The organism is Mucilaginibacter sp. P2_D11 (genome assembly GCF_056404435.1).
In genome coordinates, this window is record NZ_JBFUEA010000003.1 from 394,826 (window position 1) to 411,808 (window position 16,983).

General features: G+C 47.3%; 8 protein-coding genes and 1 pseudogene. 6 read left to right on the forward strand and 3 right to left on the reverse strand.

Going from position 1 to position 16,983, the window contains the following annotated elements:
* Positions 1–76: 76 nt before the first annotated feature.
* Together AC1DXC_RS06555 and AC1DXC_RS06560 are read right to left on the reverse strand one after the other, a co-directional pair.
* Positions 77–1,357, reverse strand: a complete 1,281-nt coding sequence (locus AC1DXC_RS06555) for a metallophosphoesterase family protein (RefSeq protein ID WP_477458339.1) — start codon at positions 1,355–1,357, stop codon at positions 77–79.
* A gap of 15 nt (positions 1,358–1,372) precedes the next feature.
* Entirely contained in the window at positions 1,373–2,584 is a 1,212-nt protein-coding gene (locus AC1DXC_RS06560) for a dipeptidase (protein ID WP_477458340.1), read from the reverse strand.
* Between the two features lie 350 nt (positions 2,585–2,934).
* Between AC1DXC_RS06560 and AC1DXC_RS06565 the strand changes: the two genes are divergently transcribed.
* The 3 genes from AC1DXC_RS06565 to AC1DXC_RS06575 are packed head-to-tail and all read left to right on the forward strand — an operon-like array spanning position 2,935 to position 5,938.
* Positions 2,935–3,939: a hypothetical protein gene (locus AC1DXC_RS06565; RefSeq protein WP_477458341.1), complete on the forward strand. Its 1,005-nt coding sequence runs from the start codon at positions 2,935–2,937 to the stop codon at positions 3,937–3,939.
* Between the two features lie 3 nt (positions 3,940–3,942).
* Positions 3,943–5,232 carry an amidohydrolase family protein gene (locus AC1DXC_RS06570; RefSeq protein ID WP_477458342.1) on the forward strand — a complete coding sequence of 430 codons (1,290 nt, stop codon included), beginning with the start codon at positions 3,943–3,945 and terminating at the stop codon, positions 5,230–5,232.
* Between the two features lie 10 nt (positions 5,233–5,242).
* Positions 5,243–5,938, forward strand: a complete 696-nt coding sequence (locus tag AC1DXC_RS06575; protein ID WP_477458343.1) for a hypothetical protein — start codon at positions 5,243–5,245, stop codon at positions 5,936–5,938.
* A gap of 364 nt (positions 5,939–6,302) precedes the next feature.
* Here the strand turns inward: AC1DXC_RS06575 and AC1DXC_RS06580 are convergent.
* A pseudogene (locus AC1DXC_RS06580) lies at positions 6,303–6,584 on the reverse strand (IS630 family transposase); the annotation flags it as partial.
* A gap of 629 nt (positions 6,585–7,213) precedes the next feature.
* Here AC1DXC_RS06580 and AC1DXC_RS06585 point away from each other — a divergent pair.
* From AC1DXC_RS06585 to AC1DXC_RS06595, 3 genes are read left to right on the forward strand one after another with little or no spacing between them, the layout of a single operon-like run.
* The gene (locus AC1DXC_RS06585; protein WP_477458344.1) at positions 7,214–7,576 is read left to right on the forward strand and encodes a hypothetical protein; all 363 of its coding nucleotides are present in this window, start codon (positions 7,214–7,216) and stop codon (positions 7,574–7,576) included.
* Positions 7,577–7,599: 23 nt separating this feature from the next.
* Complete coding sequence (locus AC1DXC_RS06590) at positions 7,600–12,000, forward strand: PKD domain-containing protein (RefSeq protein ID WP_477458345.1); 4,401 nt, start codon at positions 7,600–7,602, stop codon at positions 11,998–12,000.
* A 33-nt stretch (positions 12,001–12,033) separates the two neighbouring features.
* Positions 12,034–16,983 carry a DUF6443 domain-containing protein gene (locus AC1DXC_RS06595; RefSeq protein WP_477458346.1) on the forward strand — a complete coding sequence of 1,650 codons (4,950 nt, stop codon included), beginning with the start codon at positions 12,034–12,036 and terminating at the stop codon, positions 16,981–16,983.

Below are 16,983 nucleotides of genomic sequence, written 5' to 3' on the forward strand. Positions count from 1 at the left end.
CACAGGATGCGGATGCACTCGCAATCGGATATGCTTTGGCCAAGATCCTGATGGGTTTTTAACTATTTAACCGGACCTAACGTATCGCCTCATTGATATTGCCATTAAAACGACTTAGGCTAAATTCGTCATTTGTCGTAAAATCTTCGATATGCATACCCCCTAGTTGACCAGTTCCTAAGTCGATGCGCCATGTTTCCCGAAGCGTAGGCCGCGATTTTGGTTGCCGGAAGTTATCGTCATAGTAGTTGATCGCCAGCTCATCACCGCTTAGGCCCAGGATAACGTAGCCGTTATGACCGAGCTGTATGTCGCCGAGCTTTTCCCGTTGACGCTTGTCGTACATAACCAGGTTCCGGTATGCCGGTACGATACCCGCTTTCGTTTTTGGCGCCTTGGCTTGCCCCTGGTGATTAAGCTCCACCGGCATGCCGCTGTTTCCTATGCAGCGTGCGTAGACCGTTGAGCCGTGATGCATCGGGTTTGCGCCATAAACAGAACACCAATGCTCATGGCCCCAAAGCCAGATGATTTTGCGTCCCGCGCCGATCAACGAAGAAATTGTCTGCATCGGGTAGGGGAATTCGGATTCGAAAGCAGATAAGCTTTGATGGTGGGATAAGATAATAATTCCCCGTTTATCGTCCGGGTCGCCTAAGCGGACGACGTCCCGCAACCAGGCCTCCTGTTCGGGATGTAATTTAAGGTTTTCATCGGGTTTTAAACCCAGCCACCCTTTTAAGGAATAATAACCTGTATCCAGTGCGATGATACGCCAATATTTATTCTCCAGGCAGAAGTAACTTGCGCGCTGTTGCTCCAGTACTGTTTCGGTACCTGGTTCATAAATGCCCATAAATGGCAATAATTGCGTAAAATAACTCTTGCCGCCCGAATACATCTCATGGTTGCCCAGCATCGCGAAGCTGCCCAGGCTGCCATAAGGCCAGCTGCCGTTCATGCGGCTGAAATTGTAAGCAATTTCTTTGTCGTTGCCAACGAAATAAGTATCACCCATGTGGATGCTATAATCCTGTTGGCCGCATTGCGCCGCGATCAAATGCGATTCAGGAGTGTCGGATGCCCAGTCGCTTAGCAGAGCGATTTTTGCTGGTTCTCCGCCGTCCCCGATGATTTTAAAAATCCCGCCCTTGCGCTGGTCCAGGTAACGCCCATAACGATAATGCGTATTCCCCAGGTTCCACAAGTTGCGGAAAAGCCAGGACAGCACATTTTCTTCGACCAACCCGAACATATTATAGTGTGGTTTGCCATGTAGCAATACGTCTTGTATGCTTTTTAACCGGCTTGCCGTGGGCATCCGGTCGATATTGATCAGGTCTTTGGTGTCTCGCATAAAATTATCTGAAGTTTAGGTTAAATTAGCACGGATTACGCGCAGGGCGTTGCCTGAGCAGATTTTTGCAGCTTCTTCAGCACCGAATTCTTTGACGATCGCGTAACGCAGGAGGCCGATAAACCGTATATGCTTGACATCGCCCGGAACCTGGGTGAAGCCGTCCAGGTCGGTCCCGATGGCGATATTGCTTACGTCGTCCGTACAGGCGTAACGGATCCATTTCATGGTTCCGATGACGTTGTCGATAGCTTTCGCATGGGCAAAAATACCGTTGTCTTCTTCGCCGCTCAGCCAGTAATTCATCAGGATCAGTCCAAGGATGCCGCCGTGTTCCTTTACCTTGATCATGTCGTCAACATCCGGCAGGATCTGCCGGTCCTCTTCGCTGATCATCCGTGGTTCTACGCGCGTACGCACGCCGGTGTGCGAGAACATGAACGGCCTGACGGTCTTCCCGGTGCGCTTGCGCTCGTCCAGTATCGCGTAAACCTGGCGGCGGGTTTCGATCGTAGAATGCACCAGATCGATGATCATCCCGTTATCCTGGCACCATCCTACGACGGCCCTGCCAGCCTCTGTAAGGCCGTTGCTGAGAGATACAGGCCGCTTGTATCCTAGCAAGTGTGCCTCGCTTGGCGGAATGCCCCCTGCAGAATCGCAAAGGCTGTTCTGGAAAAAGTGGGCCAGCGTCAGCACGCATACACCTGCCGATTTCATTTGCTGAAGGTTATCTATATAGGCTTGTACGGTATCAAGATTTTTGCCGAGATGGTGCCCGCCTTCGAGGCCATGCAGGATAATAGTTTTGCCATCGGCCATCGCCGCATCGAATTCCGACAGGGATTTGGGGCTGGTAACGTTAAAAGCTGTTGCAGAGGCGGCCACTTGTCCGTTAAGTAGGTTAATTCCGCCCATCGCCTTTTCGAAACAGTCAAGCCCATCATCGCCGGATTCGAATTTTTCAATCATTTTTACCCGGAGCTTCCGCAGTATAGTAGCCAGCCAGGCTACGTTCCGCATATGACGAAGGCCGGCTTCCGGTACATACTGATAGGAAATAATCACTTTTACGTTCCCCTCCTGCATCCCCGGCAAATCTACATGCATGCCTCCGGGGACGAAATCGTCTTTTGGCCGATGTTCCTGGCTGATATCCGTATTGCATAAATAGACTTTAAGCGAAGGGTGACAATGAACGTCGATGATGGGAAATGTTGCATCCATATAGAATAAGGGTTAAGGTTGAATATATAAGCGAACCGCCGTCACTGCTGTTTCCGAAGCCGCAAAAGGTCGGCAGGCCGTTTTGGCAATAGATTGCTAATAGGTAAATATATAAAATATATTATATATAAATTATTTTCGAATAAAAATCGATTAATTATCTGTAACAAGGTCGCTTTTTAACCAGTGTGCCTGATAATGATAGTTGGAGGAAGCCTTTGCCCGCTGTAAAACTTCCGGTTAAAGCGATATTGCCCCATCCAAAGAATTTCGGCAGCTTTTATGTATTTTTTTATTTTGTTTAAATATTTATTATATTTAACTCACTTAAAAACTAAACCTTATCAGCCATGGACCTATCCGGCATTCCCTTAATATCCACTGTGTTCTGCCTTTTGATTTGCTGGGCTTTATTTGCTATTTGCTGCAGTTTTATCAATGAAGCTATTGCGCAATTGAAAGCAGAAAGGGGCCGTTTTATGAAGAAGTACCTTTTTCAGCAACTGCAGGATTTGCCCAACGGGGTGAATTGGGGTTCCCTTGTTTATTTGAATGGTGCCGTGGACCTGCTAAGCCGGGCGCCCGAAAAACCGACCAATGATATCCCGCCCGAACTTTTTGCCCGCGCGCTCGTGGAGGTCGTAGGCGGCGCGCATTTGGTACAGATGAATAAAGCCGCCGTAAAGGACAGGCTTATTTATAAAAACAGTTTATTGGATGATTTCAAAGCCGCTACGCTCGTGCTTAAGCCAAGCGATGTGGCTGCTTTCCTGGCACAAGCCATGCGTGATGCCGAGTTGAGAGCCACTTCGGACGGGGGGCTTGACGAGGCACTGATTTATCAGCACCTGCTTGGCAATATCTCTGATTGGTTCACCGGGCTTACCGGTCGTATTGGATACTGGTATAAAAAGAAAACCCGGCAGCGCCTGTTTATCCTCGGCTTGGTCCTGGCATGCCTGCTCAATGCCGATTCAATCCGTTTGTTCCGGTATTATAATCAAAATACGGCAGCTAGAGCTTCGCTGATTGCCTTTTACTACCGGCATGAACGGGAGCTTTCTTCAATCGCTGCGTCCCTGGACGCAGATGCTCGGGAACGACAGAAGGCAAAGGATTCACTGAACGTGATTTCCATCGCACTGAAAGCGCAACTTGATACCCTTGCGGCTTCAAGTGCGATCCCGTTGGGCTGGCCGGAGCGGGGCGGGGCTGAAGCGAGTGCCGGATATGGCGCTTGGGGAAGCATAGCGCTCCGTTTATTGGGCCTGCTCATCAGTGCTTTTGCGGCAAGTTTCGGCGCGCCGTTCTGGTTCGATGTCATCAAAAAAATATATAGCAAACCTAATCCCTAAACCATGCCTGCTTACAATATCCATAGCCATGTCTTTACTATGAGCAATGCGCCGGAGCGTTTTCTGCATTTATACCTGCCTGATATCGCTGCGGATTTAATCGATAAAGTGACGAATACCAGCGCCGGAGCAGCGGCCTTGTCGCGCCTCCTTTCTTTGCCTGTTTTCGGGGCCGGTGGCAAACGGTACGCCAGTTTCCTGCGTATCGGCAAAAGCAAGAACCAATTGGAAGTATTCGAGAACCTGCTCCGGCAATACGATGATCAGCAGATGCGTTTCATCGCGCTGAGCATGTATATGGAAAAATGCGGCGCGGGCAGCTCGTCGAGTGGTTTCGAAGGCCAGCTCGAGGAATTGATCACGATAAAGAAACAGTACCCCGAGCGCCTGCATCTTTTTATGGGCATAGATCCCCGCTGGAAATTAAACGGTACCCAACTCAGGAAAACGGTAGAAGCTTACTTCGACCAGCGTCTGGCGGTAGGCAAGGGGCAAACGGTTGCGCCTTTTACGGGACTTAAGCTTTATCCAAGCATGGGTTTTTACGCTTTCGACAAAAACCTGATGGAAACCTATGAATGGGCCGCAGACAAGGGTGTACCAGTGTTGAGTCATTGTTATTATCGCGGCGGGATCTATAACAATGACGAGGCTTACCTCCGTAACAATATCAATGTCATCAACCCGTTTACCAATACCGCTCACGGTGCAAGCTACATCGCGCAACGCAAATGGGGGAGATGGCTGCTCGGCACGAATGCTGCCTATAACAATAGCAATACCTGTTCCTACTTCCTGGAACCACATGGTTACGAGGAGGTCTTTAAATATTTCAGCAAGAAGGAAAAGCCGCTGAAGCTGTGCCTGGCGCATTTTGGCGGCAGCGAAATGATGGGTATCCAGCACGGCAGCAGGTTGCCCGACAAAGAGGAAAAGCAGCTTTATGGCATCCTTAAAAAGAACTGGTACCAGCAGGTACGGGAATTGATGCAAAATTATCCGGGCGTTTATACCGATATCGCTTACACGCTGGCCGATAAAAGCGTGCATCCTTATATTACCACAGATCTTAATGACCCGGATATCGGCAGTCGCATCATGTATGGAACCGACTACTTCCTGGCCGAACGCGACCAGCCTGAAAAGATGCTTTTCGAAACGTTCAAACAAGCAGCCTTAGCGGTCCCGCTGACCAACTATGGTAACATAACGGCCTGGGATCAGGCTGCAAAGAACAATATTTACGATTTCCTGGAAAGTACGTATCAACCGCGCAGTACCCTGATAGCCTAAATCCAAACCCATGAATAAATCTCCGAAGCCCGAACAGATGTCCGATAAAATAATATTTTCGTTCTACGAACAGTTCGCTACTAACCAGAACCACCATCAGACCATATTTATCCAGTTCCTCTCCGCAATCTTGGTGGTGCTGACAGGATACGGTTATATTTTTGCCAATACCTCGGCACTGGCAGAGTTGATCGACCTCAAGCAGCTGCCTGGGACCAATCCAGCAATGACCAGTTTTTCGTTTTTACATTTGTTCGGCACCTATATTATAGCGCAGCTCATCCTGACCTTGTTGGGTACGGTCATCCTCAATATGGGTTACGGCTTCCGCCGGGACCAAAAGGTCATCTATAACTTCCGCCGGAAAAACCTCCGGTCTGAGTATGCCGATTATTTCGGGAAAATATCTTTTAACCCCGCAGGACGGAACCTGGCCGACTACCAGCCTGAATTCAACCGGATGTTCTATTTCGGCATCGCATTGCTGCACCTGTTAATGCTGCTTTCTTTCGGCTTTAAAACAAACCTGATCTGTAGCGTCCGGTTACATGGACTGGGCGGGTTCACCTTTTGGGCCGTTTCTGTGTTCCCGGTATTGTGGAGTATCTGGCTTTATCTTAACTATTATAAAAAGTACTATTGGGTCATGACCGATAGCAAAGACTGGTGGTTCAGGGATTTGAAGAACCTAAAGCACCCACAGTAATTAGGTGCCAGGTATCATGGCATCCTGACACACTTTAAGCAATTTATGCGGAATAGGAGCGTTGCTGGTTTGAAAGCGGGCCAGCCGGAGAATCGCCAGACCGCCAAAATGAAGATGAAATCCTCGTTGCATAATTGCTTGATGAACGCAAGACGGAAGCACACAAGCATATTAAGGAATCCTTTTTCAAAGGCTCTATACGCAGCGCCAATTTTTATATATTAATTTCAAAGTTAATAAGCTAAATATGTAATTTGCTTTAGTTTAATAAATTACCAAAATTCCAACCTTATCATGGATGATTTCAAAGTATTGTTGACAGCAGAAAGGGACGGAATTTTAGATAGACCATTCTAGTGTCACGTCAATCTAAAATTGCCGGATAAAATCTTTTGAGTTTGATTCTTGCATCTTCATTGGTGAATTGCCGGTTAATTGTGGCTTCTTTATTGTTTCGGTGGGTTTGCCACGCCAATACTTCTTTTTGCATTTTTTGGATATTGTCAATTCTCCGATTTAAGCATTGCCCATCAAAACGTTCAAGTCCTATTTCCGCCATCTTCAACCAGCTTCCATGCTTAGGGGTATAAACAAATTCATACCTATCCCTTAGGCGTTTGGCTTTCGGCTCAAAAGCCTCGTACACATCATAGCCGGTACATTTATTTTGAGATTACGCGTCAAAATAAATCATTCCGATTTGCATATCGGTTTTTGGATTTTAACTTCAGGCCGTCCACATGTTAGGCAGGGCGCTTTGAAATCATATATCGACTTGGTTATTTGCCTTTAAACCACGCAAAATTAACATAAGTCGCCCTATTTTGGAACAAATGTACCCCCTGCCAGCTGTAGGGAAACCAGTATCTTTAGCGAACTATAAACCCTTATACCTTATCATATTATGTCGGCGGTTTCCTATCACTCTTTTTCTCGAGCAGTGCAAGCCATTTTTACTGCAAAATTGATTCACGCTTATTGTCAGATCGAAGGAATTATCATTTCGCGGCCAATGTTATTAACATGATGTAGCCCGTTGGGCCATCGTGGTTGCGTTTCAGCGCTATAACCATTACAGTACCACCCTTCAGTGCCCGTGTCCATGTATTATAATTGTCTTTGTACCGAGTTTTGAACACTTAATTATTTCTTAAAAATAAAGCCTTTAAATCAAAACATATTTTTATCGAAACCCCACTTCGTAATTGAACTTACCCGCACAATAAAAAACACCGTAATCAATATCTAAACAAATCACATTTTCAAACGATCAATATGGCCATAAAACAATGGATCCGAAGCAACTGCAAAAATATGCCGCTGCTGCTGTTATTGCTGATATCAGGCACCGCGTTAAAGGCGCAAACAAAGGACGCAAACGACGCGGATAGCGTGGTTAATAATCTGATCAAACGCCTTTCGGTGAGTAAGAAAAAGGCCGGCGAGATAAAGGATGCACTGAACTACCATCAGCAGGAAATGGCCCGGATAATGCAAGACAGCACGCTTGCACCCGATGAAAAAGATAAACAGTTAAAATGGATGAGGGCTGAGCGGCGCCGCATAGTAGACTCGGTATTGATGCCGGCCCGGAAAGAAAGGTTAAGGCAACTACAGACGGATACCTTGAAACATTAAACCATACACAATTACCACTCAACATGAGAAAAATATTTACCATTATTTTATTGAGCCTTATTATTCAAAGCTATAGTTATGCTCAAATGGGCGTCCCCGTAAATTTACAAACGGGTGCGCCATCGATTGGCGTACCGATATATGTAATAGGAAACGGTGATGTATCTGTTCCCATAAGTTTGTATTATGCGCCGGGTGTAAAAATATCGCAGCCGGCCGGCAATGATGATTATAAAATTGGCGCGGGCTGGGGGCTCAGCGCGGGAGGAAGTATAAGCCGTACCGTGAAAGGCCTGCCCGATGACTATAAAGGAGTAGCACCGGATACCCGGATGGGCTGGCTGTATGGCACCGGTGCAGCAGCCGTAGCTGGTTTTACGCCTCAAAACCATACCAACCCTACTCCAGATTGTACTAATGACGTAGCCAACTATAGCACCCTAAATTCATTTGTAAATCAACTTACGGATACAGAGCCGGACGTATTCAACTTCAATTTTGGCGGCTATTCAGGGCAGTTTATGTTCGGTAACAATAAAATTATCCAAACATTGCCCTATCAGGATTTAAAGATTGTGCCAACTTATTCGGCTTACGATGGGTCCATTGCTTCGTTTACCATTACTACCAACAGTGGTGTACAATACACTTTTGCCCCGACTACAACGGTTACGATGAGTGTAACACCGGTAGCCGCGAATGCCACAATTTATTTAAAAAATAAATTAAACCTATACGGAAAACAGGCTACCTATACTACCGTATGGCGCTCAACACAGATTAAATCGCCATCGGGCGGTTCGGTATCATTAACCTACGGTAATCAAATGCCGGTGGGTATTTTAATTACCCCTTCGGCCACAAAGGCCACAAATCCGTACCCCGGGCATTATCAATTGCCGCCAACACCAGCTGGTTACACTGTGGTCGTGTCGGGTATTGATCCTAGCCAGATTATAAACGGTGCTTTGCCCCGCAGTACTGATGGAACGTTGCCGTTTTGTTATTTCGTAAATAATAGTACAGGTATTTCAACTACCGTGGTACCCACATTTGTACCGGATCCGGTTGACCCCCTTCCTCCTACAACAGATATTTATCTCGGTACCAATGGTAGTTCGGGTACCATACTACCAAATGGCTCTTTATATAAAAATAGCCTTTACTATACACAGGCAATCGTAAACACGCGTACGCTGTCGAGCATATCGGAAAAATTGGGCAACCCTTATGGTCCGCTTGAGACTGACCCGGGAAATGAAACGATCAACTTTATTTATCAAGGCTCATCTTTATCAAGTTTTCAGGTTGTTGCACCCTCAACAGGCAACGTGCCCATCAAAACCATATCTTTAAATGCAGTACAGGTGAATGGGTACCGTTTTTTACAATCGGTCCAAACCTCTGCTGCATCCTGTTTAACAACGCCGCCGTATCAATTTCAATACGTGGGTACAAATATCGATACTAGTCCCAATTCTACGTCGCTGCCTTATGCCCAGGGTTATGTACCGGGCGGCCTGAATTATTGCCAGCAAGACTATTGGGGCTATTATAACGCCAACAATGCGACCACCTTAGTGCCCAATTTGTTTTTGTACCCCAATGAACCTTTAGCCGAAAGGTACCGCTTACAACCGATACCGAATTATAACGGAACTTATTTCCCTGTTGTATCGGGTGCCGACCGCACCGTGAACCCCAATGCCATTACAATGGGTACTTTATACCGGATTATTTACCCCACAGGCGGCAATGTTAAAATTGATTATGAACCCAATCAATATTTAGACGCCCGCACTAACCAGACATTTTTTGGCGGCGGCATCAGGGTAAAAACGGTAACCCTTCACGATGGGGTTAATGCCGCCAACGACATCGTAAAGAATTATACTTATTCGGGAGGGGCACTGATAAACCGACCGCAATTTGCTTTTCCGATACCTGTATATTCAGGTAATTCATCAAATGGGTATATACCACCACCCTGCACCAACTGTTCAGACCCGACATCACAGCGTTTTTTTACCGCGATTTCGGAGTATGATTTAAACGCTTATGATTTTGATTTCCCTGGCGTAATGTACCAGTTGGGTACCGAAAGTATGACCGGGAAAGGTAAAACAGTATGTCAATATATTGTCCCGGCTACCTATGGGCAAACCTCGGTGACAGGCAATAGCACCACCACCCCATGGCAGGCTACTTTTTCGCGTTATGCTACCACCACCGATGCTTCGGCGGCTTGCCTTCCTATTAGCACGATGGCCGATGGCAATTACGGATTTCCTTATCCGACAAACCCTAATTATAGTTTTGAAAGGGGTTTATTGCAGAGCGTAAAAACTTACAATGAAACGAGCCAGTTGCTTAAAGAAACAGTTTATACCTATACGCCCATATACCAGCAAAACGCTTCGCCTGGTTATATATATGGCCTCGCTTTCGACTATTTTGACAATTCAACGGCTAATGCTGCTAATGCAAAGGCATTTGCCTATGGGAAATACAGCTTGTTTGCCGGGGTGGACAAATACCAGACCAGTACCATAGAAACGACTTATGACCCTACCAATTTAACGAAGTCGGCAACTGTTCAAACGGATAATGCCTATGGTAGCCTGAACCCCAGCTTGTTAAGTATTACCAAGACAAGTGTAAGTAACGATGGGGTTAACTTTACCACCTATAAAACAAAATACAAATACATACAAGATTATACCGCTACCGGTACTGATGCTGCAACAGTAGCAATTTTAGCTTTACAGAACAGCTTTAGGAATAGCACCCTAATTGAAAAGATAAATACCATTACCAAGCCAGGTTTAAGCGAACAGGTTACCGGTGCCCAATTAATTAAATACAATACATTTTCAATTGTAAATCAGCCACAACCCAATGTGGTTTCGGTTTTGCCCGCTCAAACGTTTACCTTAAAAACAAACCAGCCATTGGGCGATTTTCAGGCATCAACGATTAGCGGCAATTTATTTCAAAGCGATCCCCGCTACCAGGTAACCGGCAATATATCGGAATATAGCGTTTTGGGCCTGCCTGTTTCAGTCGATGACGGGCATCAGCAGGCAGCGGCGACCCTTTATGATAATTCGGGATTGAAGCCCATCGCCTCTATCAAAAACGCGTTAGCCAGCCAGGTACTCTATTCTAATTTCGACGACGATTACCCCTTATTTAGCCAGGCCCATAATTTTGAGGCAGCGGCAGGTTCAAGTATTGTCCGGGTCGCCGGAAGGATGGGCATGGGCTTATCTATACCACCAGGTTTCGTGTTTACCAAAAGTGCGGTTAATAAAGGGCTGGGCAGTAGCTACGTGTTTTCATGCTGGACCCAAAGCCCGGCAAATGCTGCAGGGACTATCACCGTAACGTTAAGCGATGGCACCCATAGCAGCAGCAAGGTATTAAACTATCCCGCCGGCACCGCCGGGGGCTGGTCATATAGCAGGGTTATGATACCGGTTAGTACCTTGAACCCAACATTCAGCGTCAGTGTACAAAATGGCAGCCAGCAGGTTATTGTGGACGATATGCTGCTATACCCCGGAATGGCACAAGTTGCCCTGGCCGGATACCAAAACAAATTTAAAATCTCCGGCACCGACCCGCACGGCAATACCACCTTTTATACCTATGACCCTTTAGGCAGGCCGACCATTGTTACCGATCAAACCGGGTCAATATTAAAGAGGTCGACATATAGCTATGGCTATACCGGCTCTTACCAACTGAATGCTGGGTTTACTTACGATGTTGCCGGGGGCGGTACCGAGTTTACCGCGCCAAATCCGCCATCCCCTGTAATTGTGAACAGCCGTGTCGACTTTTTAAATTACGGGGTTGCCGCTTGCGAACAAGGAGGGATTACCAGGGCCTGGGTTTTTGGCGACGGTGCTACTTATGTAGGCGCAAACCCGTCCCATACATATACCAACCCGGGGATATATCAGGTACAATTAACAGTTTCCAGCCCGATATACGGATCGGTAACCTCAACGCAATATATAAGGGTTGCCACGCAACTGTCATTTACCTTACATGCCAAGGGTTCTGTAGTGTATGACATGTGCAACCAGCAAACCATTGTTACAGGGGAAGATGGTATAGGCGGACTGCCGCCAGGCACCATTACGTTTACGGCCACACCCAGCGCGGGAGCTACCAACTATTTTATGTGGCAAATGGCTTATAGCAATGCGCCTAATAATTGGATCTCAATACCGGGCAGCTCAAATACGGTAACCGTAAATGTAGCGAACACCACGCCCGGGCCGGGGTATAATGGCCCTTTAACCACAGCCAAATCGTTCATGCTGCAATGCATCATGAACCCTCAATCGGCAACGGAAAATGTTGCAATAAAGACCTATTCAATACAATACATAGCTCCGGGCTGCACCCCATGATCAATATAAAAAATGTTATTTCAAATTGATTTTATGAAAAGAAATTACGCTACTAAACTTTTAAAGTTGCTCTTGGGTTTAGTGTTATTGCAGTTTACCGAAAACGCATGCGCGCAGGCACCTGTAATCAGCTATACAGGCCCTCAAACCTATACTGTCAATTCGGCCATTGCTACGTTAACCCCTTCTTATAGCGGTAGCGCCTCGTCGCCTAACGGGCAAACCGTTACCTTTGCCGGCAGCGGCACGGCAGGTTCGGCCGATGGGAATGGTGTTTTGGCAAGCTTCTCAAACCCGATGGGTATGGCTGTCGATGCCGCAGGCAATGTATATGTAACCGACCGGACGAACAATTTGATCAGGAAGATCACACCTTCCGGCACGGTAAGCACATTGGCCGGCAGTGGTACAAGTGGTTATGTTGATGGCCAGGGTACAGCGGCCAAATTTAACAGCCCGACAAGCATCGCCGTTGATGCCGCCGGCAATTTCTATGTAGCCGATGAGGGCAATCAACGGATCAGGAAGATTACGCCGGGTGGCTATGTAAGCACTTACGCGGGCAACGGCACGCAAGGGTATACCGATGGCGCGGCCGCTTCCGCAAAGTTTAATAATCCTTATGGGGTAGCTGTAGACCCGAGCGGCAACGTATTTGTAGCTGATTTAGGTAATTACGCGGTCCGTAAAATCACCCCATCGGGCGTAGTGAGCACGTTCGCAACCGGTTTTAATACCGTTTTGGCTGTTGCCACAAATTCCGGCGGCTATGTGTACGCCGCGGATGCGGGCTATAACATTATTAATGAAATTGCTCCCGACGGCACCGAAACCGTACGTGCCGGCAGCTATACCACGGGTTCAACTGACGGGCAGGGGACTTCGGCGGCTTTTAACCACCCTGCCGGTTTAACTGTAGACGGGTCGGGCAATATTTACGTTGGCGACCAGGTTAACAATAAGATCAGGAAGATCGACTATTTGCGTAACGTAAGCACCTTGTCGGGTACAGGTTCAGCGGGTTCGGCCAATGGCATAGGCTCTTCGGCCAGCTTTCATTATCCCATTGGAGTAGCGGCCGATGGCCAGGGGAATATTTATGTAGCGGATTATGCAAATAATTTAATCAGAAAAATAATCAACACGAATTTTTCCATTAGCCCGGCCCTGCCGGCCGGGTTAAACTTTAATACAGGCAATGGCGCCATCACCGGTGTGCCTACAGCGTCATCTCCGGCAACAAACTATACGGTAACAGCTTATAACAATCTCGGCAGCGGAACAACCACCCTGACAATTACCGTTGCCGGGGGCCTGGACGACCCTACCCTGCTTTCGCGGAACTCTGTACGGGAAGACTATATAAAAAAGGGGGGCGTTACCACCCAGGCCGCTATCAACTCTACCAACGCGCAAACGCAGATTAGTTATATGGATGGCCTGGGCAGGCCAGTACAACGCACCGTTATGCAGGGTAGCCCTTTGCAAAAGGATATTGTACAGTTTATGGCCTACGACCAATATGGCGGCCAGCCTAAACAATACCTGCCTTATACCGCAGCAACAAACGATGGCTCGTTGCAACCAAGCCCGCTAACGGCGCAACAAACATTTTATCAAACTTCCGGACAGCAGATCGCGACGGACAATTTCCCTTTCGCCGCTGCCGTGTATGACAATTCGCCGTTGTACAGGGTACTGGAAAGCGGCGCCCCAGGTGCCGACTGGCAGCCCGGCAACCATACCTTAAAAAACACGTTCCGGCTGAATACCGCCGCCGATAATATCCGGGTATGGAACTCATCGGGGCCGACCAGTACCTACTATACTGAAACACAACTGTCGGTAAGCGACGTAACCGACGAAAACGGAAGCCATGTTTTAACCTTTACCAATAAGCTTGGGCAAACGGTATCGAAAAAAGTACAGGCAGGCGCTAATAATTACCTCGAATCCATCGTAATTTACGATGATTTAGGGAATGTACTGTACCAGGTATCGCCAGAAGGCGTAAAAAGAATTTACGGGGCTTCTCCGCCAGCTTTTAATACTGCTTTTATTGGAGCATGGGCAACCTCCTATACGTATGATGCCAAAGGCCGCCTGGCAGCCAAAAAAGCACCTGGTGCCGAGGCGGTTTACTACGTGTACGACAGTAATAACCGATTGGTATTGACGCAGGACGGCAGGCTACGGCACGCATATGGCGCAGCCGATAAATGGTACGCTACCAAATACGACGCGGCAAACCGGGTGGTAATTTCCGGGCTATATACCTATAGCCCGCCAGTACCGGCGGTCGGCGCAACCAACCAGCTAATATTGCAAAACTACCTTGATGGCCTGGTTTACAACAATACAAGCATGTTTGCCTACGAAACCAGGGCTGCGGGCACCACTTATGGCTACACCAATAGCCAGGCTTTTCCGGCTATAGCCGATGCCGATGTGCTGGCCGTTAACTATTATGACGATTACGATTTTGATAATAACGGTACACCGGATTATCAATACAGCGACCCGGGCGCTGGCTACGCGGCGATCAACGCGGCCGATGCCAGCGGGCTGTTGACCGGGAGCTATAAACGGGTAATCGGCAGCAATAGCTGGATAAAGCAAGCCGTATTTTACGATCAGTTTGGCAACGCGATACAAAAAAAGAGCAATAACCTGGTTAACCAGAGTGCCCAGGATGTTACCAGCATGGCTGTAGACGTTTACGCGGGCCAGGTTACGCAAACCAAAGAAGTAAAATCGTTAAGCGCCACTGCGGTTGTAAACAAGCCTGTTTACGATTTGATGGGCAGGGTTACCCAAATAGCCATGAATATTAACGGCGGCGCCGACAAGGTTGTAGCCATATACGAATACAACGAACTGGGGCAACTGAAAGACAAAAAGTTGGGGCAAACCGCCGGCGGGGGCTACCTGCAAACCGTCGATTTTCGCTATAACATACGGGGCTGGCTAACCAGCATAAATAACAGTACCTTAAGCCCCGATGGCGGGGCCACCAATAGTGATGGCAACGACCTTTGGGGCGAAACGATATTGTATAACCAGGCCGATGCTACGGGTTTAGGCAATACACCAAAATATAACGGTAAAATATCCGAAATAAAATGGAAAGCCAACGACCTCAATTCAACATCAACAAACCCGGTGAGGCAGCGGAGTTATGTATATGCTTACGATAATGCCGACCGTTTGATCGCTGCGCAATACGCCGCGAACAGTGGCACGGCCTGGAATGCCGAACTGGCCGGCTATAACGAAATTATTGGCGGGTACGACAATAATGGAAACATTCTATCGTTAATCCGCAACACTTGGGCATCGGGGGCAAGCGCGCCAACAACATTCGACCAACTTGGTTACAACTACCTAAACAGCAATGCCAGTAACCAGTTATTGAACGTAACAGATGCCTCTAACAATGCCATGGGCTACAAGGGTACGGCTAATACAAGCAACTCATCCACGTTTGCCCAGTACACTTATGATACCAACGGCAATTTATTAACCGATGTAAACAAGGGCCAGGCCATCAGCTATAACGATTTGAACAAAGTAAGCAGCATAGTTACGGCAGGCAATGGTAGTGTAGTGTACACTTACGATGCCTCGGGCACGCGGCTGCGCAAAACAGTGCAGACGGCATCGGGCACCACTACGACCGATTATATGGATGGATTTGTTTACACCACTACACCTTCAACCGCCATAAGCCTGGCGTATTTTAGCATGGCCGAAGGCCGGGTAACCAGCAACACCACGGCCACCACCTTTGTTTACGAATACTTTATAAAAGACCATATAGGCAACACCCGTGTAAGCTTTCAGGATAACGGGAGCGGCGTAGCTAAAATGACCCAGGAGAACGAATATTATGCCTTTGGGATGACGATGCAGGGGATAGTAGTGCGAACGGCCCAATCAACCGTGCCCAACAAGCAATTGTATAACGGCGGCTCGGAACTGCAGGGCGATTTTGGGGACGAAAACTACAGCACCCCGCTGCGTGAATACGACCCGCAAATAGGCCGCTTTAACGCCATTGACATGATGGTTGATAAATATGCCAGATGGAGCCCTTATAACTTTGCCTTTAATGACCCGGTTGGGTTAAATGACCCCTCGGGTGCCGACCCCGAAAACCAAATCCGTATGCAGCAAGCTGCTTATGATGCCAGGGCTTACGCTTACACTCGATTAGGTATCAATTTACAGAACGCTATGAATACGGAGGCAGCGAAGGGGCTCGAGACGCAAATGAATGAAATGAAAGGTCGTTATGAAGACAACTTACGAAGCCAGGCACAGGAAGCCTGGGTTAACGCTGTGATGGAAGGCGACCGAAATTATATAGACGGATATAATGCAGCGGTAAATCAAGAGCATGAAGACAACGAGTATATATATTCTAAATCTACCACCACTTATAACGCGACAACGGGCGAAGTTGTGTCTGCTCATATAGAAGTTATAAGCCAAGATAAATACAATAAGGGCATAGCTGCTAACCAGGCACGGAATGCTCCACAAGGATTAATACAACTTGTCGCTATATCCTTGGCAGAAACTAGAACTGGACGCAATCCGTTAGCAACCGCCGCTGTGGCAAGTTCGATGATAAACAGGATGAAAAAATTAAAGATAGATTTAAGTGACCCAAATTGGCTCTATAAAATTAGTCGGGGCAAAATTGAAAGTGCTTATAATGCAGTTCGTGATAAACGTGAGGATTATACTTCTATAATGGCTGTAAAAGACCCTAATTCTTTATTTGACATGAGTAACCCAGGAATAAAAGGAGCCATTAAGGCATATGAAGATTGGAACAAATTTGATTATTCGTATGGCGCGACTTTTTTTATCAAGACATCTGATTTATATAGCAAAGGGTCCGCTTATAATCCAGCAACCTCGGTTATAACAATCAAATCGTTGGAGGGGCAAACTTATTACTATGATAAATTTTAA

Bases quoted from the DNA above. Each gene is read 5' to 3' on its own strand.
- AC1DXC_RS06585 (WP_477458344.1), top strand. From the start codon at position 7,214: ATGGCCATAAAACAATGGATCCGAAGCAACTGCAAAAATATGCCGCTG.
- AC1DXC_RS06590 (WP_477458345.1), top strand. From the start codon at position 7,600: ATGAGAAAAATATTTACCATTATTTTATTGAGCCTTATTATTCAAAGC.
- AC1DXC_RS06565 (WP_477458341.1), top strand. From the start codon at position 2,935: ATGGACCTATCCGGCATTCCCTTAATATCCACTGTGTTCTGCCTTTTG.
- AC1DXC_RS06560 (WP_477458340.1), bottom strand. From the start codon at position 2,584: ATGGATGCAACATTTCCCATCATCGACGTTCATTGTCACCCTTCGCTT.
- AC1DXC_RS06595 (WP_477458346.1), top strand. From the start codon at position 12,034: ATGAAAAGAAATTACGCTACTAAACTTTTAAAGTTGCTCTTGGGTTTA.
- AC1DXC_RS06555 (WP_477458339.1), bottom strand. From the start codon at position 1,357: ATGCGAGACACCAAAGACCTGATCAATATCGACCGGATGCCCACGGCA.
- AC1DXC_RS06570 (WP_477458342.1), top strand. From the start codon at position 3,943: ATGCCTGCTTACAATATCCATAGCCATGTCTTTACTATGAGCAATGCG.
- AC1DXC_RS06575 (WP_477458343.1), top strand. From the start codon at position 5,243: ATGAATAAATCTCCGAAGCCCGAACAGATGTCCGATAAAATAATATTT.